Source organism: Kitasatospora sp. NPDC034035 (assembly GCF_055575755.1).
Genome location: NZ_JBVISA010000022.1, coordinates 40,135 through 61,118, shown reverse-complemented (window position 1 = coordinate 61,118; position 20,984 = coordinate 40,135). Strand labels below are relative to the sequence as shown.

General features: G+C 75.3%; 15 protein-coding genes. 14 read left to right on the top strand and 1 reads right to left on the bottom strand.

What is annotated here, in order from left to right; all coding sequences use genetic code 11:
* The first annotated feature begins 58 nt into the window (after positions 1-58).
* The 3 genes from ACZ52J_RS28045 (at position 59) to ACZ52J_RS28035 (ending at position 1,390) form a co-directional block, all read left to right on the top strand.
* Complete coding sequence (locus tag ACZ52J_RS28045; RefSeq protein WP_360496202.1) at positions 59-331, top strand: DUF4244 domain-containing protein; 273 nt, start codon at positions 59-61, stop codon at positions 329-331.
* A gap of 193 nt (positions 332-524) precedes the next feature.
* Complete coding sequence (locus ACZ52J_RS28040) at positions 525-869, top strand: TadE family type IV pilus minor pilin (RefSeq protein WP_465622671.1); 345 nt, start codon at positions 525-527, stop codon at positions 867-869.
* The gene (locus ACZ52J_RS28035) at positions 857-1,390 is read left to right on the top strand and encodes an Rv3654c family TadE-like protein (RefSeq protein ID WP_465622670.1); all 534 of its coding nucleotides are present in this window, start codon (positions 857-859) and stop codon (positions 1,388-1,390) included. The genes ACZ52J_RS28040 and ACZ52J_RS28035 overlap by 13 nt, the downstream gene beginning before the upstream one ends.
* On the opposite strand, the gene ACZ52J_RS28030 is transcribed toward ACZ52J_RS28035, so the two are convergent.
* Positions 1,385-3,811 carry a DEAD/DEAH box helicase gene (locus ACZ52J_RS28030; RefSeq protein WP_465622668.1) on the bottom strand — a complete coding sequence of 809 codons (2,427 nt, stop codon included), beginning with the start codon at positions 3,809-3,811 and terminating at the stop codon, positions 1,385-1,387. The genes ACZ52J_RS28035 and ACZ52J_RS28030 overlap by 6 nt on opposite strands.
* 223 nt (positions 3,812-4,034) lie before the next feature.
* On the opposite strand from ACZ52J_RS28030, the gene bldG reads away from it, so the two are divergent.
* From bldG to ACZ52J_RS27975, 11 genes are all read left to right on the top strand, one after another.
* Positions 4,035-4,376, top strand: a complete 342-nt coding sequence (gene bldG, locus ACZ52J_RS28025; protein ID WP_360496190.1) for an anti-sigma factor antagonist BldG — start codon at positions 4,035-4,037, stop codon at positions 4,374-4,376.
* 160 nt (positions 4,377-4,536) lie between these two features.
* Positions 4,537-4,956, top strand: coding sequence for an ATP-binding protein (locus ACZ52J_RS28020; protein ID WP_465622667.1), 420 nt, complete (start codon positions 4,537-4,539; stop codon positions 4,954-4,956).
* A 202-nt stretch (positions 4,957-5,158) separates the two neighbouring features.
* Complete coding sequence (locus tag ACZ52J_RS28015) at positions 5,159-5,527, top strand: cyclophilin-like fold protein (RefSeq protein ID WP_465622665.1); 369 nt, start codon at positions 5,159-5,161, stop codon at positions 5,525-5,527.
* A gap of 146 nt (positions 5,528-5,673) precedes the next feature.
* Positions 5,674-6,459 (top strand): hypothetical protein, encoded by a 786-nt coding sequence (locus tag ACZ52J_RS28010; RefSeq protein WP_465622664.1) that lies wholly within the window; start codon positions 5,674-5,676, stop codon positions 6,457-6,459.
* A 437-nt stretch (positions 6,460-6,896) separates the two neighbouring features.
* Positions 6,897-8,429 carry a DUF7059 domain-containing protein gene (locus ACZ52J_RS28005; RefSeq protein ID WP_360496178.1) on the top strand — a complete coding sequence of 511 codons (1,533 nt, stop codon included), beginning with the start codon at positions 6,897-6,899 and terminating at the stop codon, positions 8,427-8,429.
* A 239-nt stretch (positions 8,430-8,668) separates the two neighbouring features.
* Positions 8,669-9,127, top strand: coding sequence for a DUF3592 domain-containing protein (locus ACZ52J_RS28000; RefSeq protein ID WP_465622662.1), 459 nt, complete (start codon positions 8,669-8,671; stop codon positions 9,125-9,127).
* Positions 9,128-9,535: 408 nt separating this feature from the next.
* Positions 9,536-12,409 (top strand): type I DNA topoisomerase, encoded by a 2,874-nt coding sequence (topA, locus tag ACZ52J_RS27995; protein ID WP_360496172.1) that lies wholly within the window; start codon positions 9,536-9,538, stop codon positions 12,407-12,409.
* Positions 12,410-12,667: 258 nt separating this feature from the next.
* Positions 12,668-16,141, top strand: a complete 3,474-nt coding sequence (gene tmk / locus ACZ52J_RS27990; protein WP_465622660.1) for a dTMP kinase — start codon at positions 12,668-12,670, stop codon at positions 16,139-16,141.
* A gap of 285 nt (positions 16,142-16,426) precedes the next feature.
* Complete coding sequence (locus tag ACZ52J_RS27985) at positions 16,427-17,638, top strand: DNA polymerase III subunit delta' (RefSeq protein ID WP_360496675.1); 1,212 nt, start codon at positions 16,427-16,429, stop codon at positions 17,636-17,638.
* A 325-nt stretch (positions 17,639-17,963) separates the two neighbouring features.
* Positions 17,964-19,130 (top strand): alpha/beta hydrolase, encoded by a 1,167-nt coding sequence (locus tag ACZ52J_RS27980; protein WP_465622658.1) that lies wholly within the window; start codon positions 17,964-17,966, stop codon positions 19,128-19,130.
* Between the two features lie 122 nt (positions 19,131-19,252).
* Positions 19,253-20,941, top strand: a complete 1,689-nt coding sequence (locus ACZ52J_RS27975; RefSeq protein WP_465622657.1) for an alpha/beta hydrolase — start codon at positions 19,253-19,255, stop codon at positions 20,939-20,941.
* Positions 20,942-20,984 lie beyond the last annotated feature (43 nt).

Sequence of the window (20,984 nt, the reverse complement as noted above, 5' to 3'; positions counted from 1 at the left end):
CAACGAGAACGACGAGAACGACGAGAACGACGAGAACGACGAGAGACAGGAGAGATCCATGACTGCGGTGATCGCGATCAGGCCCGCCGGCGGGCGCCCGCTCCGGCGGCTGCTCGGGGCGTGGCGGCGCAAGAGCCGCTGGGCGGCCTGCCGGGTGAGCCGGGTGGCTCGGCGCCGGGGCCGGTCGGACGCCGGGATGACCACGGCCGAGTACGCGGTCGGGACCTTGGGCGCGTGCGCCCTCGCGGCCGGGCTCTACAAGGTGGTGACCAGCGAGGCCATCACCGGCGCGCTGACCGACATGCTCCAACGGGCGCTCCATGCGGCCTAGGACGAGCCAGGGAGGCGGTGACGGCGGTGACGGCGGTGCGGCCGGTACCGAGGTGGCCGCCGGAGACCCGGGCGCCGTCGGTGCGTGCCGGCGGCGCGGTGCGCGCACCGGGCCGGTGGCCGCGACGGGCAGGGCAGCAGCCGGTCGTCCGGGTCGGCGTGGTGACGGCGGCTACGTCACGGCGGAGACGGCGGTGGCCCTGCCGGCGCTCGTCCTGCTCGCGGCGATGCTGATCTGGGGCGTGCTTGCGGCGGCCGCGCAGATCCGCTGCGTGGACGCCGCCCGGGTCGGTGCCAGAGCGGCCGCACGCGGGGAGACGGACGCCGTCGAACTCGCCCGTGCGGCGGCTCCGGAGGGCGCACGGGTCCGGGTGACGCCGACGGCCGACACGGTACGGGTGGACGTGGACGCACCGTGTGCGGCGCCGGGCAGGCTCGGCGGACTGCTCGCGGTGCGGGTCGGCGCGGCGGCCGTGGCGGCGCGGGAGGACGTCCTGGTGGGAGTCGCGGAGGGAGGTGGCGGCCCATGGCCGTCCTGACCGGGCCGGCCGTCCTGACCGCGCAGGCCGGCCCGTTCGGGCTGCGGACGGCGGTGGGGCGGTTAGCCCGGGCCCGTACCGGACGGGCGGTGGTGGGTGGGCGCGGGCCGGACACCGGCTCCGCGACGGTCTGGCTGCTCGCCCTGGCGATGCTGGGCACGGCGGTGTTCGCCGCGACGATCGCGGTCGGGTCGGTGGTCGCCGCCCGGCACCGGGCCGAGTCGGCCGCCGACCTCGCGGCCCTGGCGGCGGCGGACCGGCTGCTGCTGGACCCGGACGGTGGCTGCGCCCGGGCCGCCGGGATCGCCGCCGCCCAGGGTGCGGGCCTGGTGTCCTGCGTGGTGGACCGGTCGGCGGACGTCGTCGAGGTGGTGGCCGAGGTGAGGGTCGGCTGGCTCCCGGTCCGTCTGCCGGTCGGACCGGCGCGGGCGAGGGCCCGGGCCGGTCCGGTACGGGCCCCGGTCACCGCCGCCGAGGACGGCCTCGACAGCGCCCCGAGCGGTGCGTCGGCGGCCTCATGACGCGGCCGGCGCCCCACCGTCCGGGCCCGCCCCGGCCTCGTCCGCCTCTGCTGCGTCCGTCTTCGCCTCTGCCGTGCCCGCCGTCGTCCGGGCCCCCGCCTCCGCGGTCCCCGGAGCCCCGGCCAGCAGCACGTCCAGGAGCCGGACGGCGGCCGCCTTGTCCAGCGGGTCGTTCCCGTTGCCGCACTTGGGTGACTGGACGCAGGACGGGCAGCCGCGCTCGCATTCGCAGGAGGCGATCGCCGAGCGGGTGGCCGTCAGCCACTCGACCGCCCGCTGGAAGGCGCGTTCGGCGAAGCCGGCCCCGCCCGGGTGGCCGTCGTAGACGAACACGGTCGGCAGCCCGGTGTCCGGGTGCAGCGGGACGGAGACGCCGCCGATGTCCCACCGGTCGCAGGTGGCGAACAGCGGCAGCAGGCCGATCGAGGCGTGCTCGGCGGCGTGGGCGGCGCCGGGCAGCTGGTCGGGCGGGATGTCCGCGTCGAGCAGTTGGTCCTCGGTGACGGTCCACCAGACCGCGCGGGTGCGCAGCGTGCGGGGCGGCAGGTCGAGCTTGGTCTCGCCCATGATCTCTCCGGTGGAGATCCGCTTCCGGAGGTAGCCGACCACCTGGTTGACCACCTCCACCGAGCCGAAGCTGAGCCGCCCCTCGCCCCAGTCGACGGTGGTGTCGGTGCCGAGGACGGAGATGGAGGTGATGTCGCGGGCGGCCGTGGTGTACGGCGGATCGGCCGGTTCGACCAGGGCGGCCGAGTTCTCCAGGTCGAGCTCCCGGACCAGGTAGGTGCGGCCCTGGTGGAGGTGGACGGCCCCGGTGTGGACGGTGGTGTGCGCGGCCGCGGCGTCCACGGTGCCGAGCAGCCTGCCGGTGTCGGCCTCGACGATCTGGACCGGGCTGCCGCCGCTGCCGCGCAGGTCCACGGCGTCGGCGGCGCGCTCGCGGCGCGTCCAGTACCAGCCGTCGCCGCGCCGACGCAGCAGGCCGCGCCGTTCCAGGACGGGCAGCAGCGGTGCGGTGGACGGGCCGAACAGCTCCAGGTCGGCGTCGGTGAGCGGCAGTTCGGCGGCGGCCGCGCACAGGTGCGGGGCGAGCACGTGCGGGTTGTCGGGGTCGAGCACGGTGGCTTCGACGGGTGCCGCGAACAGCGCCTCCGGGTGGTGCACCAGGTAGGTGTCCAGCGGGTCGTCCCGGGCGATCAGGACGGCCAGCGCGCCCTGGGCCTCGCGGCCCGCCCGGCCCGCCTGCTGCCAGAGCGAGGCCCGGGTGCCCGGGTACCCGGCCATCAGGACGGCGTCGAGGCCGGAGATGTCGACGCCGAGTTCGAGGGCGGAGGTGGAGGCGAGGCCGAGCAGCCGGCCGCTGTGCAGGGCGCGTTCCAGGGCCCGGCGTTCGTCGGCCAGGTAGCCGCCGCGGTAGGCGGCCACCCGGTCGGCGAGCGGTCGGCCGAGCTGGTCCTGGGTCTGGAGGGCGACGACCTCGGCCGCGCGGCGGGAGCGGACGAAGACGACGGTGCGGGTCTCCCGCTCGACCAGGTCGGCGAGCAGGTGCGCCGCCTCGGCGGTGGCGGTGCGGCGCACGGGCGCGCCGTGCTCGCCGACGTTCTCGGTCAGGGGCGGTTCCCAGAGGCCGAAGACCATCGGCCCGCGCGGCGAGGCGTCCTCGGTGACGGCGACGGAGGGTAGGCCGGTGAGGCGTTCGGCGGTCGCGGCCGGCTCGGCGGTGGTGGCGGAGGCCAGCAGGAAGGTCGGTGACGAACCGTAACGGGCGCACACGCGGCGCAGTCGGCGCAGCACCTGGGCGACGTGCGAGCCGAACACGCCCCGGTAGCTGTGGCACTCGTCGACGACCACGTAGCGGAGCGCCTTGAGGAAGGAGGACCAGCGGGCGTGGCCGGGCAGGATGCCCCGGTGCAGCATGTCCGGGTTGGTGAGCACGTAGGACGCGTACTGGCGGACCCACTCGCGCTCCTCGGGCGGGGTGTCGCCGTCGTACAGCGCGGCGCGGACCCTCGGCGGGGCGAGTTCGGCGGCCCGGCGGCGCTGGTCGGCGGCGAGGGCCTTGGTCGGTGCCAGGTAGAGCGCGGTGGCGCCGCGGCCGTTGCGGGCCTCGGTGCCGTCCAGCAGATCGCTGAGCACCGGGGCCAGGTAGCCCAGCGACTTGCCCGAGGCGGTGCCTGTGGCAATCACCACAGTTTGGCCACTTTTGGCCAGATTCATTGCTTCTGCCTGGTGCGCCCAGGGCTGTTCGACCCCGACCGCGAGTGCCGAGGCCACGATCTCCGGCCGGATCGACCCGGGCCACGGTGAATAACGCGCAGGTCGGGCGGGAAGGTGCTCCGTATGGGTGAGCCGGTCGGACCGCCCCCGGCTGGTGATCAGGCTCGTGAGCAGTGCCTCGGGCGGGCTGTGTCGGGGCGGCATGAGGACCCAGTGTGTCACCGGCGTGACGGAGAATCGTCGTAAGCCATCGTGCGGGCATGGTCGCAGGTGGTTGAATGTGGCCGTGACGGCCGTACGGCCGTGGGTCGCAGCGCTGAGGCTTGCCACGTGCTGGTTGGGGCGCGCCCGGGCTCGCGACCATGCGGTGGCGGCCGTCCGGCCGAGGATCGCACATGACGTAGCAAGGCAAGGTGCTGGAGGTTCCGTGGACCTGTCCCTGTCGACCCGTACAGTCGGCGATCGCACGGTCGTCGAGGTTGGCGGCGAGATCGATGTGTACACCGCCCCGAAGCTGCGGGAGCAGCTGGTCGAGCTCGTCAACGACGGCAAGTACCACCTCGTCGTCGACATGGAAGGCGTCGACTTCCTCGACTCGACCGGCCTGGGTGTGCTGGTGGGCGGCCTGAAGCGGGTGCGCGCCCACGAGGGCTCGCTGCGCCTCGTCTGCAACCAGGAGCGCATCCTGAAGATCTTCCGTATCACCGGCTTGACCAAGGTCTTCCCGATCCACACCTCGGTGGACGACGCGGTCAACGCGACCGACTGACGCGGCCGGGCCGGTCCTCGTGGCCGGCCCGCCCCGTTTCCACGCGTCCGGGGTGCCTGGGCCGGTTCGGCCCGGCGCGTCCCGGCCGCCTCTGGGCCGGTCCAGCCGGCCCGCAGGGGCCGTACTTCCGGCCCCGGTCGGAGCACCCCGAGGGGGAGAGATGGCAACCGTCGAACTTCGATTCAGCGCGCTTCCCGAGCACGTGCGGACGGCCCGACTGGTCGCCGCGGCCGTCGCCAGACGGGCCGGGGTCGACGAGTCGGTGCTCGACGAGGTACGGCTCGCGGTCGGCGAGGCGTGCTCCCGCGCGGTCGGCCTGCACCAGCGGGGCGGCATCGGCGGCACGGTCAGGGTCGCGCTGACCGACCAGGAGAAGCGTTTCCTCATCGAGGTCGAGGACGAGGCCGGCCCCCCCGCCGTCCCGGCCTCCGGCGCTGCCGAGGGCGGCGAGCCGGACGAGGACACCCTCGGCCTCGCCGTGATCACCGGCCTGGTCGAAGACCTGGAGGTCACCAGCGGCACGGACGGTGGCCTGATTCGGATGAGCTGGCCGGTTTCGGTCGCTTCCGTCGCGGTCTGAGGCCCCACTTCCGCGGTGGTCGCGTCCTTCGCGTCTTTCACGTCCGTCCTTCGTGTTTCTCGCGCGTCTTCGCGTTTCTCGCGCGCGACCGGGGTCCAGTCCCCGGGGCGTGCGTTGACAAAATGTTGAGTGTGGCGGTTCGCTGCTTCCGGCACGACCGGGTCCGATCCCTGATCGGACCTCGTCGCGAAAAAGGAAGTCCATGCGGATTCGCATTCTGTGGCCGGCCGGGCAGGCCACCGCCACGCTGACGGTCACCCCCACCGCCGAGGCGCTCTGGGCCGAGCTGCCGATCAGCTCCTCGGCGAGCACCTGGGGCGAGGAGGTCTACTTCGGCACGCCCGTCAGCGTGCCGCGCGAGGCCGGCGCCCGGCAGGTCGTGGAACCCGGCACGGTCGCCTTCTGGACCGACGGCGACAGCCTCGCCCTGCCGTACGGGCCGACGCCGATCTCGCGCGACGGCGAGTGCCGGCTGGCCAGTCCCTGCAACGTCCTGGGCGCGCTGGACGGGGACGCCGCAGTGCTGCGCACCGTCCGCCCGGGCGATCCGATCAGGGTCGAGCGGGCCTGAGTCGCGGCCGGGGGCGGGGCACCGGGACGGGCCGGGCACGGGCCGCAAACGGCCCGCGGGCGGTCCCGGGGAGGCCCGGGGCGGGACGTCGCAGGCGGGAACCGGGAACCGGGGGGCGGGAACCGGCCGTGTAGGTTCGACGACCGATGACGACCGAAACCGAAAGGCTTCTCCCGGTGAACAAGCGACTGCTGGCCGTACCCGTCCTCGGCGTGCTGCTGGCGTTCGGCGCCGTCGGCTGCGGCGGCGACGACAACAGCAAGCAGCTGGAGTCCTGGGCGTCGAGCGTCTGCGGCGCGGCCAAGGACCCGATCGCCCAAGCCCAGACCGCGCTCGCCGACACCGGCCAGGTGAAGACCGGCGAGGCCCCGGCCGACCTGCAGAAGCGGCTCTCCACGGACATCGGGCGGCTGGCCAAGACCAACCAGGACATCGCGGCCGCCATCGACGGGGCCGGTGCGCCCAAGGTGCAGGACGGCGCGACCCTGCAGAAGGACACCGTCGACGAGCTGAAGAAGGCGGCCGACGGCTACCAGGAGGTCCAGAAGAAGCTGGACGCGCTGCCCAACAACGACCAGGCGAAGTTCGCCGACGGGCTGCGCAGCGTCGCCGACCAGATCCAGCAGCTGGCCTCGCTCTCCACCCAGGCGCAGAGCAAGCTGCAGCGCGGCGACCTTGGTGCGGCGATGGCCAAGCAGGAGGGCTGCAAGCCGTCCCCGACCACCGCCCCGACCGGTGGCGCGGGCACCGGCGCGAGCGGCACCCCGGCACCCGTCGGCGCGGGCGCGACCCCCGGCGCGACCGCCACCCCGAGCGCCCCTGCCACCACCCCCGCGCCCGGCGCGACCGACACCGCGAGCCCCGCCGCCGGTGCCACCACCCCCGCCGCCCCGGCCGCTCCGGCCACCACCCCGGCTCCCGCCGCGAGTTGACCGGGGGCCGAGGGCCGATCCCGCCTTCACGGCGTCGGCGGCAGCGTCGGCGTGAAGACCGCCTGAAGGCCGCCTGAAGGCGTGAAGAGGGACGGACAGCAATAGCAGCCGGTGCCGCTCGGGGAGCGGCGCCGGCTGCTGCGCGTCGCAGGCGGGGTGCCGCGGGGCCCGGGTGTACCGGGCGACCGGCCGAGGCGTCCGCACGGTACGGGTGAGGCCGAGGGCGAGCACCGCCGAGCGGGGAGCCGCAGAGCCTGAGCTCCGGGGCGTACGACCGGGCGTGTGGAAGCCCGGTGGGGGCGCGCGGTGGGGCGCGCGGTGCGGCTCGGGCTCCCGTTGGGACGCTCCCGGCGGGCGGGCCCGGACGGGGGCGGCGACGTACGGGCCGGTCGGGCCCGGAGGCGGGCGGTGGGGAACCGGCGGGGGACAATGGCGGGGTGACCAGTAGCCCCGTTCTCGACCCGACCCGCCTCGCCAAGCTGCGCGAGGCGCTGCTCGCCGCCTCGTTCACCGCCGACGGTTGCCTGGACCTGCTCGGGCCCACCGGCTATGCCGCGCTGGCCCGCAGCGAGGCCGTTCCAGCGCTGCGCGCGACGCGCGGTGGCAGCCCGCTGGAGACGCTGGTGCGGCTGTTCCTGCTGCAGCAGCCGGTGCCGTACCGGGCGGCCGCCGCGGCGCTGCCGGTGGAGGACTGCCTGGCGGACGGCTGGCTGCGCCCCGACGGGGACCTGGTGCGGGCCACCGTCGACGTCCGGCCGTACGCCAACGAGGTGTCCGGGATGCCCAGTTCGGATGCCTGGGTGGTCTCCGACCTGGGCTGTGCGGTGGGCGGCGCGGGCGGCATCGGCTCCGGCGAGACCGCGCACGGCGTGGCCCGCAAGGACCTGGTGCTGGGTGTCGGCGGTGCTTCCACGACGCTGGCCAATATCACCGTGCGCCGCCCGGTCCGGGCCGCGCTGGACCTCGGTGCGGGCTCCGGTGTGCAGGCCCTGCACGCGGCCCGGCACGCCGGTACGGTCACCGCCACCGACCTCAACCCGCGCGCGCTGCGCTTCACCGAGCTGACCCTGGCGCTGTCCGGATTCGACCACACCGAGGCGCTCGCGGGAAGCCTCTTCGAGCCGGTCGGGGAGCGGAAGTTCGACCTGATCGTCTCCAACCCGCCGTTCGTCATCTCGCCCGGCGGCCGGTTCACCTACCGCGACGGCGGGATGGCCGGCGACGACCTGTGCCGCAGCCTGGTCCGCTCGGCCGCCGACCACCTGGAGCCCGGCGGCTACTGCCAGTTGCTCGCCAACTGGCAGCACGTCAAGGGCGAGGACTGGCACGAGCGGCTGGCCGGCTGGGTCGCGGGCACCGGCCTGGACGCCTGGGTCGTCCAGCGCGAGGTCCAGGACGTGGCCCAGTACGCCGAGTTGTGGCTGCGCGACGGCGGCGACCACCGCGGCCCCGGCGGCGACTACCAGGCCCGCTACGGCGAGTGGCTGGACGCCTTCGAGGCCGGCCGGGTGGAGGGCATCGGCATGGGGTGGATCACCCTGCGGGCGAGTGGCGCCGAGCGCCCGACCGTCCGGGTCGAGGAGTGGCCGCACCCGGTGGAGCAGCCGCTCGGCCCGCACATCGAGGCCTGGTTCGACCGGCAGGACTTCCTCCGCTCGCACGACGACGCGGGCCTGCTCGCGGCCCGCTACGTGCTGGCCGACGAGGTGGTCCAGGAGCAGGTCGGCGCACCGGGCGCGGAAGACCCGGAGCACGTGATCCTGCGTCACAACCGGGGCATGCGGCGGGCCACCAAGGTGGACACGGTGGGCGCCGGTTTCGTCGGCGTCTGCGACGGGACGCTGTCGGCGGGCGAGATCGTGGACGCCATCGCGCAGCTGCTCGGCGAGGACCGGGTGGTCCTGCGCGACCGGGTGCCGGAGTCGCTGCGGCTGCTGACCGAGCAGGGGTTCATCGACCCGGTCCGCTGAGCCGACCCGGTCCGCTGGGCCAAGCCGTCGGCGTGTCGACCCGGTCGCTGGGCCAAGCCGTTCGCTGTGCCGACCCCGCCGAAGGGCCGGCCCGCCGACGGACCGGTCGGCGGGCCCGGTTCACCCGCCCGTCCCCCCTGGTTCGTCCGGCGGTCTTCGAACGGCTGCCCCCCGTTGGCTCTCCGCTGTGAGGCTCTGTCCACAGGCTGTGGACAGAGCTGGGGAGCCGGGGGCCAGGGGTGGACACGACGACGGCGACGGTGGGCGGGCTGGTGCTCGCCCTCTTCGGTGGCGTGCTGCTGCTCTGGTGCGCGGCCGAAGTGCGCCTTCGCCACCGGGTGCGCCGTCGCGGGGTGGCGGCGGTGGCCACGGTGATGGCCGAGGACGACGCGCACGGTCAGCTGGACAGTGCGCCGCTGCTCTCCTTCTCGGTGCCGCCCTCGGCCGATGGCTCCGGCGCGTGCCGGATCGCCGGGCTCGTGCTCACCCGGCCGCGCGGGCACACCCCGCTGCGCCGTCCGGACCGTTTCGGGCCCGGCGCCCCGGTGCGGATCTGCTACGACCCGCAGCACCCGAGCCGGGCGGTGCTGGCGGCCGGGGAGATCGGCCGGGCGGTCGTCGCCGACCTGCTGTGGAGCGCCCTGGGGGTGGCCTGTCTGGCGGCGGGCGCCGGGCTCCTGGCGGCGGCTGGCGGCTGAGCGGGCCACCCACGCGCGCGGCCGTCCCCGGCCGCGCCCTCGACGGGACCCCGGCGCCGGTCGATCCGCCCGCCGGTCCGCCCGCCGACCCGCCCACCGGTCGATCCACCGTCGATTTTCCGTTGACAGATCTTGAAATCCGTCATTCCATCCTCCGGAACCTGCCGAAGGCCGCCCTCCACGGGGCGGGAACCTCCGTCATCGGGTTACCGTTCGAGTGGCGTCGGTGAGCCCGGCAAGTGAAAACGCGGTATCCGTCCGTTTGACAAGGGTGGCCGGGGTACGGTCACACTCCGCTGGTGGGGTGTCGTGCAGCGGCGGCCCCGGGACGGTGGAGGGGTCGGGCGGAGCGCAGCCCGTGCTGCCAGCGCCGACCAGCCACATAAGGACCGGGAGAGAAGAGCGAAGGTGTCCCCGAGCAGCGAGACCGCGCACGGACAGCGACTCGTCATTGTCGAGTCGCCGGCCAAGGCGAAGACGATCAAGGGCTACCTTGGCCCCGGCTACATCGTCGAGGCGAGCGTCGGGCACATCCGCGACCTGCCCAGCACCGCGGCCGAGGTGCCGGACAAGTACACCGGTGAGGTGCGCCGACTCGGAGTGGACGTCGATCACGACTTCGCGCCGATCTACGTGGTCAACGCGGACAAGAAGTCCCAGGTCAGCAAGTTGAAGTCGCTGCTCGCGGAGTCCGACGAGCTCTTCCTCGCCACCGATGAGGACCGCGAGGGCGAGGCCATCGCGTGGCACCTGCAGCAGGTGCTCAAGCCCAAGGTGCCGGTGCACCGGATGGTGTTCCACGAGATCACCAAGTCGGCGATCCAGGAGGCCGTGGCCAACCCGCGCGAGCTCAACCAGCGCCTGGTCGACGCCCAGGAGACCCGTCGCATCCTCGACCGCCTCTACGGCTTCGAGGTCTCGCCGGTGCTGTGGAAGAAGGTCATGCCGAAGCTGTCGGCGGGCCGCGTGCAGTCCGTCGCCACCCGGCTGGTGGTCGAGCGCGAGCGTGAGCGGATTGCCTTCCGCACCGCCTCGTATTGGGACCTGGTCGGGACCTTCGGTACCGGTCGCACCCCGGCCGACTCCGCCAACCCGGAGACCTTCGGCGCCCGGCTCGCCTCGGTCGACGGCAAGCGGATCGCCAGCGGCCGCGACTTCGGCTCGGACGGCCGCCTGAAGGCCGGCAGCGCCAACACCCTGCACCTGGACGAGCAGGCCGCCCGGCAGCTGGCCGCCGCCCTGGAGCAGACCGCGTACAGCGTCCGCAGCGTCGAGTCCAAGCCCTACCGCCGCTCGCCGTACGCGCCGTTCCGCACCACCACGCTCCAGCAGGAGGCCAGCCGCAAGCTGGGCTTCGGGGCCAAGCGGACCATGCAGGTGGCCCAGAAGCTGTACGAGAACGGCTTCATCACCTATATGCGTACCGACTCCACGACGCTGTCGGAGACCGCGATCGGCGCCGCCCGCGCCCAGGTCACCCAGCTGTACGGCGCCGACTACCTGCCGGACGCCCCGCGCACCTACGCCAGCAAGGTCAAGAACGCGCAGGAGGCGCACGAGGCCGTCCGCCCCTCCGGCGACCGCTTCCGCACCCCCGCCGAGACCGGCCTGACCGGTGACGACTTCCGGCTCTACGAGCTGATCTGGATGCGCACCGTCGCCTCCCAGATGAAGGACGCCGTCGGCCAGTCCGTCACCGTCCGGGTCGGCGGCGCCTCCGCCGACGGCCGGGACGTCGAGTTCTCCGCCTCCGGCAAGATCATCACCTTCCACGGCTTCCTCAAGGCCTACGTCGAGGGCGCCGACGACCCGAACGCCGAGCTCGACGACCGCGAGCGCCGGCTGCCGCAGGTCGCCCAGGGCGACCCGCTGGGCGCCGAGCGGATCACCCCGGAGGGCCACGCCACCAAGCCGCCGGCCCGCTACACCGAGGCCTCGCTGGTCAAGGAGCTGGAGGACCGGGAGATCGGCCGCCCCTCCACCTACGCGTCGATCATCGACACGATCATCCAGCGCCGGTACGTGTTCAAGAAGGGGACGGCGCTCGTCCCGTCGTTCCTCTCCTTCGCCGTGGTCAACCTGCTGGAGAAGCACTTCGGCCGGCTGGTCGACTACGACTTCACCGCCAAGATGGAGGACGACCTCGACCGGATCGCCGCCGGTGAGGCCAAGTCCGTGCCGTGGCTGAAGCGCTTCTACTTCGGCGAGGGCGAAGGCCACGCCGTGGGCGGCGCCGCCGAGGCCGGCAACGGCGACGGCGACCACCTGGGCGGCCTGAAGGAACTGGTCACCGACCTCGGCGCGATCGACGCCCGGGAGATCAGCTCGTTCCGGATCAGCGACGACATCACGCTGCGGGTCGGCCGCTACGGCCCGTACGTCGAGCGTGCCTCCGCCGTCGAGGGCGAGCCCGGCCAGCGCGCCGACATCCCGGACGAGCTGCCGCCGGACGAGCTCACCGTCGAGCTGGCCGAGGAGCTGCTGGCCAAGCCCAGCGGCGACTTCGAGCTCGGCCCGGACCCGGTCAGCGGCAACATGCTCGTCGCCAAGGACGGCCGCTACGGCCCGTACGTGACCGAGATCCTGCCCGAGGGCACGCCCAAGACCGGCAAGAACGCGGTCAAGCCGCGCACCGCCTCGCTGTTCAAGACGATGTCGCTGGACACCGTCACCCTGGAGGACGCGCTGCGGCTGCTCTCGCTGCCGCGCGTGGTCGGCACCGACGCCGAGGGCGCGGAGATCACCGCGCAGAACGGCCGCTACGGCCCGTACCTCAAGCGCGGCACCGACTCCCGCTCGCTCACCAGCGAGGACCAGCTCTTCACGATCACCCTCGACGAGGCGCTGGCGATCTACGCCCAGCCCAAGCAGCGCGGCCGGGCCGCCGCCGCCCCGCCGCTCAAGGAGCTGGGCAACGACCCGGTCAGCGAGCGCCCGGTGGTGGTCAAGGACGGCCGCTTCGGCCCGTACGTGACCGACGGCGAGACCAACGCGACCCTGCGCAAGGACGACGACGTCGAGACCATCACGCCGGAGCGCGGCTACGAGCTGCTCGCCGAGAAGCGGGCGCGCGGACCGGTGAAGAAGACGGCGAAGAAGGCCCCGGCGAAGAAGACCGCCGCCAAGAAGGCGACCGCGACCAAGACGGCGGCCACGGCCACCAAGACCGCGGCCGCGAAGAAGACCGCCGCCAAGAAGACCACGACCAAGACGGCGGCGGCGAAGAAGACGGCGACCAAGAAGACGGCCGCCGCCAAGACCACGGCGACCGACGAGGACTGATCCCCGATCACCGCCGACGGGCCCGTGCCCCCGATCCCGGGGGTACGGGCCCGCGTGCTGCCGGGGACCGGGCGGGAGGTGGTCAGGGCGGTCGGGGAGCTGTGCGGATCTGTGCGGGGCCCGCGTGCGGATCTGTGCGGGGCCCGCGTGGGGATCTGTGCGCGGATCTGTGCGGGGAACGTCACAACCCGGTGATGAGCGGGATCCGGAAGCCCGTTCGCCACAATCCGGCCAAGCCCCGCCCGCTACGCTGACCGTATGACGAGCGAGGAGCAGCCCACCCCCAGCGCCGCCCCGGCCGCCAGAGCCGCGACGCCCGACCTGCCGGAGGTCGCGCCCGCCGGGACCCCGGTGGACCGGGCCCGGGCACTGCTGCGGACCCGGGCCTACCGGCGTCTGTGGACCACCCAGCTGATCGGCGGCACCGCCGACCGGCTCGGCCTGCTGGTGCTGCTCGCGCTCACCGTGATCGCGGCCGCCCTGGGCGGCCGGTTCGGCGACCTGCCGCGCAGCCTCGCCTTCGCCCTCGCGGCGGTCCTCGCCGTCCGGGTGGCGGCCACCGGCCTGGTCGGTGTGGCGCTGCTCGGCCCGGTGCACCGGCTGGTCGCGGGCAAGCTCGACCGGCGCTGGACGCTGGTCGGCGCCGACGCGCTGCGCGCCCTGCTGATCGGCCTCGCGCCCTGGTGGACCGTCTGGCTGGGCTCCGGCTCGAAGCCCTCCGGGGCCGCCACCTACGTCCTGCTCGCCACCGTGTTCGTCACCGGTGCCGCCGAGCGGGTCTGGGGGATCGCCAAGGCCGCCGCCGTCCCCGGCCTGCTGCCGCCGGCCAACCCCTACGCCCCGGCCGCCGAGCAGCGGCCCGCGGCCGCGAACCTGGAGACCGTCCGAGGCATCGACCGCTTCACCGGCTGGGTCACCGTGCCGCTGGCCGCCGTCGGCCTGGTCGGCTTCACCCTGCTCAACAACATCGGCGCGGCGGCCGGCTCGGACTGGCTCCGCGCCCACCAGCTCACCTTCGCGGCACTCGGCGCGGCCGGGCTGTTCGCCGCCTCGGCGACCCGCGGCTACCTCCAGCAGCTGCCCGGCGGCCCGGTGGCCGTCGCCCCGGTCTCCCCGCTGCAGGGCCTGCGCGCCCCGACCGACTCGGCACCCGGTCCCGCGCTGGGCAAGGGCCGCACCGGCAGCGCCCCGTACTTCACCTTCGCCGTCGCGGCCGGCTTCGCCTCGATGGCGGGCGTCGCCGCGCTCGCGCTGCTCACCGCCGCCGAACACCGGGCCGGGCCGATCGGCTACGGCCTGCTCGTGCTCGCCGCCACCGCGGCGCCCGCCCTCGGCGCCCGGCTCACCCGGGCCACGCTGCCCTCGCTCTCCCGCCGCCGACTGCTCGCGCTGGCGCTGCTCACCCAGGGCGTCGCGCTGATCCTGGCCGGGCTGGTGCTGGACTTCGTGCTGGTCCTGCTGCTCACCGTGCTGGCCGCGCTGGCCGCCGGGATCGTCGTCTCGGCCGGGCGCACCCTGCTCGCCCAGGAGGTCGAGGAGGCCCGGCTGCCGAAGGTCACCGAGCACCTCGTGGCGGTGCTGCGGACCGTGGTCGCCGCCGCGCTGGTCGTCGTCCCGCTGATCGCCGCCGCCTACGGGGACGTCGAGTACGGCACCGTCGAACCCGGCTCCTTCACCTTCATCCACGGCGGCGCGGCCCTCGCCGTCGCCACCGCGGGGCTGCTCACCCTGGTGCTCGCCGCCGTCGTGCTGCTGCGCACCGACGACCGGCGCGGCACCGTGCCGTTCGGCCGGGACCTGGTGGACGCGGTGCGCGGCGCCGTCGGCCCCGTCCCGCACCGGGGCGCGGGCACCGGCTTCTTCATCGCCCTCGAGGGCGGCGACGGCGCCGGCAAGTCCACCCAGGCCCAGGCACTCGCCGAGTGGATCCGCGGCAAGGGGCACGAGGTCGTGCTCACCCGCGAGCCCGGTGGCAGCCCGGTCGGCCAGCGGCTGCGCGGCCTCGTCCTGGATGTCGGCAACACCGGCCTGTCGCACCGCGCCGAAGCGCTGATCTACGCCGCCGACCGCGCCGAGCACGTCGAGAACGTCATCCGCCCGGCCCTCGCCCGCGGCGCCGTGGTGATCACCGACCGGTACATGGACTCCTCCATCGCCTACCAGGGCGCCGGGCGCGACCTGGCCGCCACCGAGGTCGCCCGGATCTCCCGCTGGGCCACCGGCGGACTGCTGCCCGACCTGACCGTCGTGCTGGACGTCGACCCGACCAGGGCCCGGGAGCGCTTCACCGAGGCGCTGGACCGGCTCGAGTCCGAGCCCACCGAGTTCCACCAGCGGGTCCGGGCCGGCTTCCTCGCCCTCGCGGCCGCCGACCCGGCGCGCTACCTGGTCGTGGACGGAAGCCAGGCCCCCGGCTCCGTCACCACCGCCATCCGGCACCGGCTCGACCGCGAGCTGCCGCTCTCCGAGCAGGAGAAGGCTGCCCGCGCCGAGCAGGAGCGGCTCGCCCGTGAGGAGGCCGAGCGCCGCGCCGCCGAGGAGGCCCGCAAGAAGGCCGAGGAGGAGGCCGCCGAGCGCAAGCGGCAGGAGCTGCTGGCGCAGCTGCGCGCCGAGCAGGCGGAGAAGGAGCGGCTGGCCAAGGAGGAGACCGAGCGGGCCGCCGCCGAGGCCCGGCGCAAGGCCGAGGAGGAAGCGCGCCGCAGGGCCGAGGAGGAGGCCAAGCGCCGCGCCGAGGAGGAAGCCAGGCTCCGCGCCGTGGAGGAGGCCCGGCTGGCGGCCGAGGCCGCCGAGCGCAAGCGGATCGCCGACGAGGCGGCCGCCCAGGCCGAGCTGCAGCGGCAGCGGGAGCTCGCCCGCGAGGAGCAGCGCCGCCGGGCGGAGGAGGCGCTGCAGCGGGCCGAGGAGGCTCGGCTGGCGCAGGCCGCCGCCCTGGCGGCCGCGGCTGCGGCGGCCGAGACGGCGGAGGACCGGGCGACCGGGCGGCCGGGGGCGGCCCCGGGTGCGCCGGGCGGGGATGCCGTGACCACGCAGCTGCGGGCGGTCCGGGACACCCCGGACGACGCTGCGGCTCGGACTGCTGGGGTTCGGGATGCTGCGCAGGGTCCGGCGGACGGGCTCGGGGACGAGGCGACGCGCGAGCTGTCGCCGCAGGACCGGCAGGCCGCGGTCCGGGCGGCCGAGGCCGCCGAGGCGCGCAAGGCGGCGGGAGCCGCCGGGGCGGTCGACGCGACCGCCAAGCTGCCGGTGGTGCCGGCCTCGGCGGTGGACGAGACGGCCGTGCTGCCGACGGTCCCGGCGGAGGCCGACCGGACGGCGGTGCTGCCGCGGGTCGAGCCGGACCGTCCGGTGGACAGCACGCGTGAGCTGCCGGTGGTCGGCGGGGAGCCCGCCACGGAGCCTCGGCGCCAGGCCCAGCCGCCTCGGCAGCAGCCCCCGGCGAAGCCTCAGGCTCAGCAGCCGCAGCCGCAGCCGCAGCCGGTCGCCGAGCGGCCTCGGCCGGAGTGGGCCGAGGAGACGCCGATGGACGACCTGCCGAGCCTCACCGACACCCTGCTCGGCTCGCACGACGAGTGGACGCGTTGGGAGCACGGCGGCAACCCGGGCCAGGGCCAGGGTCAGGGTGGCCCGCAGCGTGCTGCGGATCCGCGCGACGGCGACGACCAGGGCCAGGGCGGCGACGGCAAGGACGGTGACGGCAAGGGCAAGGGCCGGCGCTGGGGCCGCCGGGGCTGACCGGACACGGTGCTGACCGGACACGGTGTGGGCGGCGCCGTCGGGGTAGCTCCCCGGCGGCGCCGCCTTGCTGTCGGGCGGCGGCCCCGGGCCGGTGGCGGTCATGCCGTCGGCCCGTCCGTCTGCTCCTCCGGCCACCGCGCGTCCGCCGTCGGCCGTCCGCTGCCCGCCGCTCCGCCCGTCCGCCGTGACCCCGATGGAGCAGTGGCTGTCGGGGCGGAGACGTATGCTCGACGGCGGGGAAGAGGCGCCGTGGGCGCTGCCGTACGGAGCTTGGGAGCAGTAGTGGCCGTCTGGGACGACCTGGTGGGCCAGGAGCGGGTGGTCGAGCAGCTGACCGCCGCAGCCCGGGCAGCCGGGGCGGCGGTCGAGGTCGGCCGCGGGGCCGCCCCCGTCGAGGGTGGGAACGCCTCCCTGATGACGCACGCCTGGCTGTTCACCGGTCCGCCCGGTGCCGGCCAGGTCACCGCCGCGCGAGCCTTCGCCGCCTCCCTCCAGTGCACCAGTCCCGACCTCGCGCTCGGCGGCACGCCCGGCTGCGGGTTCTGCGACGGTTGCCACACCGTGCTGGCCGGCAGCCACGCCGACGTGAAGTACGTCCGGACCGACGGCCTGTCCATCGGTGTCGGCGACATGCGCGCCCTGGTGCTGCGCGCCTCCAGCTACCCGACCGGCGGCCGCTGGTCGGTGATCCTGGTGGACGCCGCCCACCGGCTCACCGAGGCCGCCGCGAACGCGCTGCTCAAGGGCGTGGAGGAGCCCTCCCCGCGCACCGTCTGGCTGCTCTGCGCCCCCTCCGTCCAGGACGTGCTGCCGACCATCCGCTCGCGCTGCCGCCTGCTGGTGCTGCGCACCCCCGCCGCCGAGGCGGTCGCCGACACGCTGGTCCGCCGCGACGGCGTCGACCCGGAGACCGCCAGGCTCGCCGCGCTCGCCGGACAGGGCGACATCGAGCGCTCCCGCCGCCTCGCCGTCGACGAGCAGGTCCGCACCCGCCGGACGGACGTGCTGCGGATCCCGCTGGAGGTCGGCGACATCGGCGGCTGCCTGACCGCCGCCCAGCGCCTGGTCGACACCGCCAAGGCCGACGCGGAAGCGCTCGCCGAGACCCAGGACGCCAAGGAGACCGACGACCTCAAGGCCGCCTACGGCGCCGCCGAGGGCAGCAAGGCGCCGCGCGGCATGGCCGGGGCGGTCAAGGAGCTGGAGAAGCGGCAGAAGAGCCGCGCCACCCGCACCCGCCGGGAGACCCTCGGCGTCGCCCTGCTCGACCTGCTCGGCTTCTACCGGGACGTGCTCGCGATCCAGTTCGGCTCCACCGGCGCGCTCGCCAACGAGGACCAGCGGCAGGCCCTGAACCGGGTCGCCCAGGCCGGTCCGGCGGAGGGCACGCTGCGCCGGATCGAGGCGGTGCTGGCCTGCCGCGAGGCGCTGGACCGCAACGTGGACCCGCTGCTGGCGGTCGAGGCGATGACGGTGGCGCTGCGCGCGGGCTGAGCCGGCCGCAGGGGTGTCGGCCGGGTCGTCCGTAGGGGCGCTCCGCCGGTCCGCTCCGCCCAGCCGTCCGCCGGTCCGCTCCGCCCAAGCCGTCCGCCCAAGCCGCCCGCCGGTCCGCTCCACCGGCCGACGGCCGTACGCCTGCCGGAGCCGGTGCGTTGTCCCACCTTCGAGTGAACGGGCGATACGCGCCGGGCACACGAGCGTGTGACCGTCCGCCGGTTGTGCACGCTGGGGGCCGACTGCGCCCGGTGCCGGGCCGGTCGCCTCCCGTACGCGCCGGGTCCGGTCCGGCGCCGGCCCTCCTCCCGAGGCGGTGCGTCGCATGGTTCGTTCGCTCCTCGTCATTCCCCTACTGGCCGCCGCGCTCGGCGGGATCTGGCTGGCCCGCGGTGCCCTGCAGCGCTGGCGCGACCTGCGCGCCGCCGAGACCTACGAGCTGGCCGGAGACCGGTGGCCGATGCTGGTGCGCGCGGGCGGGGCGATGGTCTGCGGGGTGTGCGTCACCGGGTTGACGCTGCTCACCGGGCTCGGCGCCTTCGGCGCTCTCGGCCGCGGCGACCAGGACCCGGACCGTCCGCAGCCCGTCGTGGACGCGGCGGGGGCGGGCTCGGAGTCGGCGGCCGGGGCGGCCGCCCGGCAGCAGGCGGCGCCGCCCGCGGCCACCGAGCCGGCCGCCGGCGCTGCTGCCGCCGCTGCCACCCCGGTCGCCACCACGGCCCCCGCCGTGGTCAGCCGCTTCGACAGCGTCGGCCACCCGGGCGGCGGCGAGCTCCTTCAGTCCGCCGTGCTCGGCCCCGACGGGCGCCCGCGCAACGTCCGGGTCTGGCTGCCGCCGCAGTACGCCAAGGAGCCCAACGCGCGCTTCCCGGTCGTCGTGATGCACGCGGCCGCGCCGCGCAGGACCGCCGACGCCGAGGTCCCGGACGTGTTCGAGGGCATCGGCTCGGCGCTGCAGACCGGCAAGGCCCGCGCGTTCATCCTGGTCGCCCCCGAGGCGCCGAACGGCACCGCGCACCCCTGTGAGCTGGTCGCCGCCGCCCCGGCCGCCGTCGCGGACGACGCGACGCTGCGCACCACCATCGCGGCCTCCTTCCGCACCCTGCCGCCCGGCCCGGCTTCCTGGGGCACCCTCGGCGTCGACGGCGGCGCGCCGTGCGCGGCCGCCGCCGGGCTGGCCCGCCCCGACCTGTACGGCGCGGCCGCGGCGGTCTCCGGCCGCTACGACGCCGCCGCGCTCACCCAGACCGGGGCCGAGGCCCCGACCGGCAGCGCGGCCAAGCTGCTGCTGGCCGCCGCTAAGGCCGACTCCGCCGGGCTGGACGCGGCCCGCAAGCTCCAGGCCTCACTCAAGGCGGGCCCCGGTCCGGCGGCCAAGGCCGAGGTGCGGATCTCGGACAACGTGCAGGACTTCACCCCCGACCGGGAGCGGCTGCGGCTGGTCCGGCAGGCGGCGCAGTTCCTGGCCGAGGCGCTGGCCAAGGCGTCCTGAGCACCCGTCGAGCGGGCGTTACGCTGCCCGGTACCCCGGGGTGGGTACCGGGCAGCGGCGTTTCCTCCGCTTTCCGGGTCATCGCTTCTTCGTCCCTTCCATCCTCTGAGGAGAGCAACCGGATGAGGGCCTTCGGGCGGATTCGGGTACTGGCCGCGACGGCGCGGGTGTCGGCCGCGGCGCTGGCCGTCGGCCTGCTGGCCGGCGGGTGCGGCTCAGGCCCGTACGGGGCGCCGAGGGCGGCCTCGTCCGATTCGGCCGACTCCGGTGTGTCCTCGGCCCCGGCCGCGACGCCGGGCCCCGGCGAGCCCTCGACCCCGGCGGCCGGCGCGCCGGGGGCCACCCCGTTGGAGCCGCTGCCCGCCACCGTCCCGGCCGCGCTCGCGCCGTACTACGCGCAGCGGTTGGCCTGGCAGCCGTGCGACGGCGGGTTCGAGTGCACGACGTTCCGGGTGCCGCTGGACTACGACCGGCCGGGGGACGGCGAGCTCACCCTGGCGGCCGCCCGCGCGGCGGCCGAACCCGCCGCGACCGGCGCGGGTACCGGCGCCGGCTCCCACGACCCGCGGCTCGGCTCGCTGCTGCTCAACCCGGGCGGGCCCGGCGGCTCGGCGGTCGAGTACCTGGAGTCCGCCGCCCGGACGTACGACCTCGGGGTGCGCGCCCGGTACGACCTGGTCGGCCTCGACCCGCGCGGGGTGGGCCGCAGCACCCCCGTCACCTGCCTGAGCGGCGACCGGATGGACGCCTTCACCGCCGTCGACCTGACCCCCGGCGACCAGCACGGGATCGACGCCCTCGTCGCCGCCGACAAGGAGTTCGCCGAGGGCTGCCGGAAGCAGGCCGGAACGGCGCTCGGCCACCTCAGCACCGTCGAGGCCGCCCGGGACATGGACGTGCTACGCGCCCTGCTGGGCGACGAGCGGCTGAACTTCGTCGGCAAGTCCTACGGAACCTTCCTCGGCGCGACCTACGCGGGGCTCTTCCCGACCCGGGTGGGCCGGCTGCTGCTGGACGGCGCGATGGACCCGGCGCTCGACTCGGTCACCGGCAACCGCACCCAGGCCGGCGGCTTCGAGACCGCCTGGGCCGCCTTCGCCAAGGACTGCGCCAAGCGTGAGGACTGCCCGCTCGGCCGCACCGAGCAGCAGGTCGGCGAGCAGCTCAGAGCCCTGTTCGCGGCCGTCCAGACCGCCTCGCTGCCCACCACGGACAGCGGGCGCCGACTCACCGAGTCCCAGGCGACCACCGGCGTCATCGAGGCCATGTACGCCGACTTCCTCTGGCCCAAGCTGCGCACCGCGCTCGCCGACGCCAAGGCGGGCGACGGCACCGGGCTGCTGAAGCTCTCCGACGCCTACTACGGGCGCGAGGCGGACGGCTCGTACCCCAACCTGATGTTCGCCAACACGGCGGTGAACTGCCTCGACCTGCCCGCCCCGTTCCGCGGACCGGAGGAGGTCCAGCGGGCGGTGCCGGACTTCGAGCAGGTCTCGCCGCACTTCGGGCGCGACATGGCCTGGATGGCGCTGACCTGCGCGTACTGGCCGGTCCGGGCCACCGGTACGGCGCACACCATCCGGGCGGCCGGCGCCGCCCCGATCGTCGTCGTCGGCACCACCCGGGACCCGGCCACCCCGTACGCCTGGGCCCAGTCCCTGGCCGGGCAGCTGGAGTCCGGCCGCCTGCTCACCTTCGACGGGGACGGCCACACCGCGTACGGCCGGCACAGCGCCTGCGTGGACGGGGCGGTGAACCGCTTCCTGCTGACCGGGGAGGCCCCCGAGCCGGGCAAGCGCTGCGACCGGTAGGGGGCGGGGGTTCCGGGCGACCGGTAGGTAGTTCTCGCTTCAA

Coding starts and splice junctions, on each gene's coding strand:
- ACZ52J_RS28045 (WP_360496202.1), top strand. CDS start 59: ATGACTGCGGTGATCGCGATCAGGCCCGCCGGCGGGCGCCCGCTCCGG.
- ACZ52J_RS28035 (WP_465622670.1), top strand. CDS start 857: ATGGCCGTCCTGACCGGGCCGGCCGTCCTGACCGCGCAGGCCGGCCCG.
- ACZ52J_RS28030 (WP_465622668.1), bottom strand. CDS start 3,811: ATGCCGCCCCGACACAGCCCGCCCGAGGCACTGCTCACGAGCCTGATC.
- ACZ52J_RS28020 (WP_465622667.1), top strand. CDS start 4,537: ATGGCAACCGTCGAACTTCGATTCAGCGCGCTTCCCGAGCACGTGCGG.
- ACZ52J_RS28015 (WP_465622665.1), top strand. CDS start 5,159: ATGCGGATTCGCATTCTGTGGCCGGCCGGGCAGGCCACCGCCACGCTG.
- ACZ52J_RS28010 (WP_465622664.1), top strand. CDS start 5,674: ATGACGACCGAAACCGAAAGGCTTCTCCCGGTGAACAAGCGACTGCTG.
- tmk (WP_465622660.1), top strand. CDS start 12,668: ATGACGAGCGAGGAGCAGCCCACCCCCAGCGCCGCCCCGGCCGCCAGA.
- ACZ52J_RS27980 (WP_465622658.1), top strand. CDS start 17,964: ATGGTTCGTTCGCTCCTCGTCATTCCCCTACTGGCCGCCGCGCTCGGC.
- ACZ52J_RS27975 (WP_465622657.1), top strand. CDS start 19,253: ATGAGGGCCTTCGGGCGGATTCGGGTACTGGCCGCGACGGCGCGGGTG.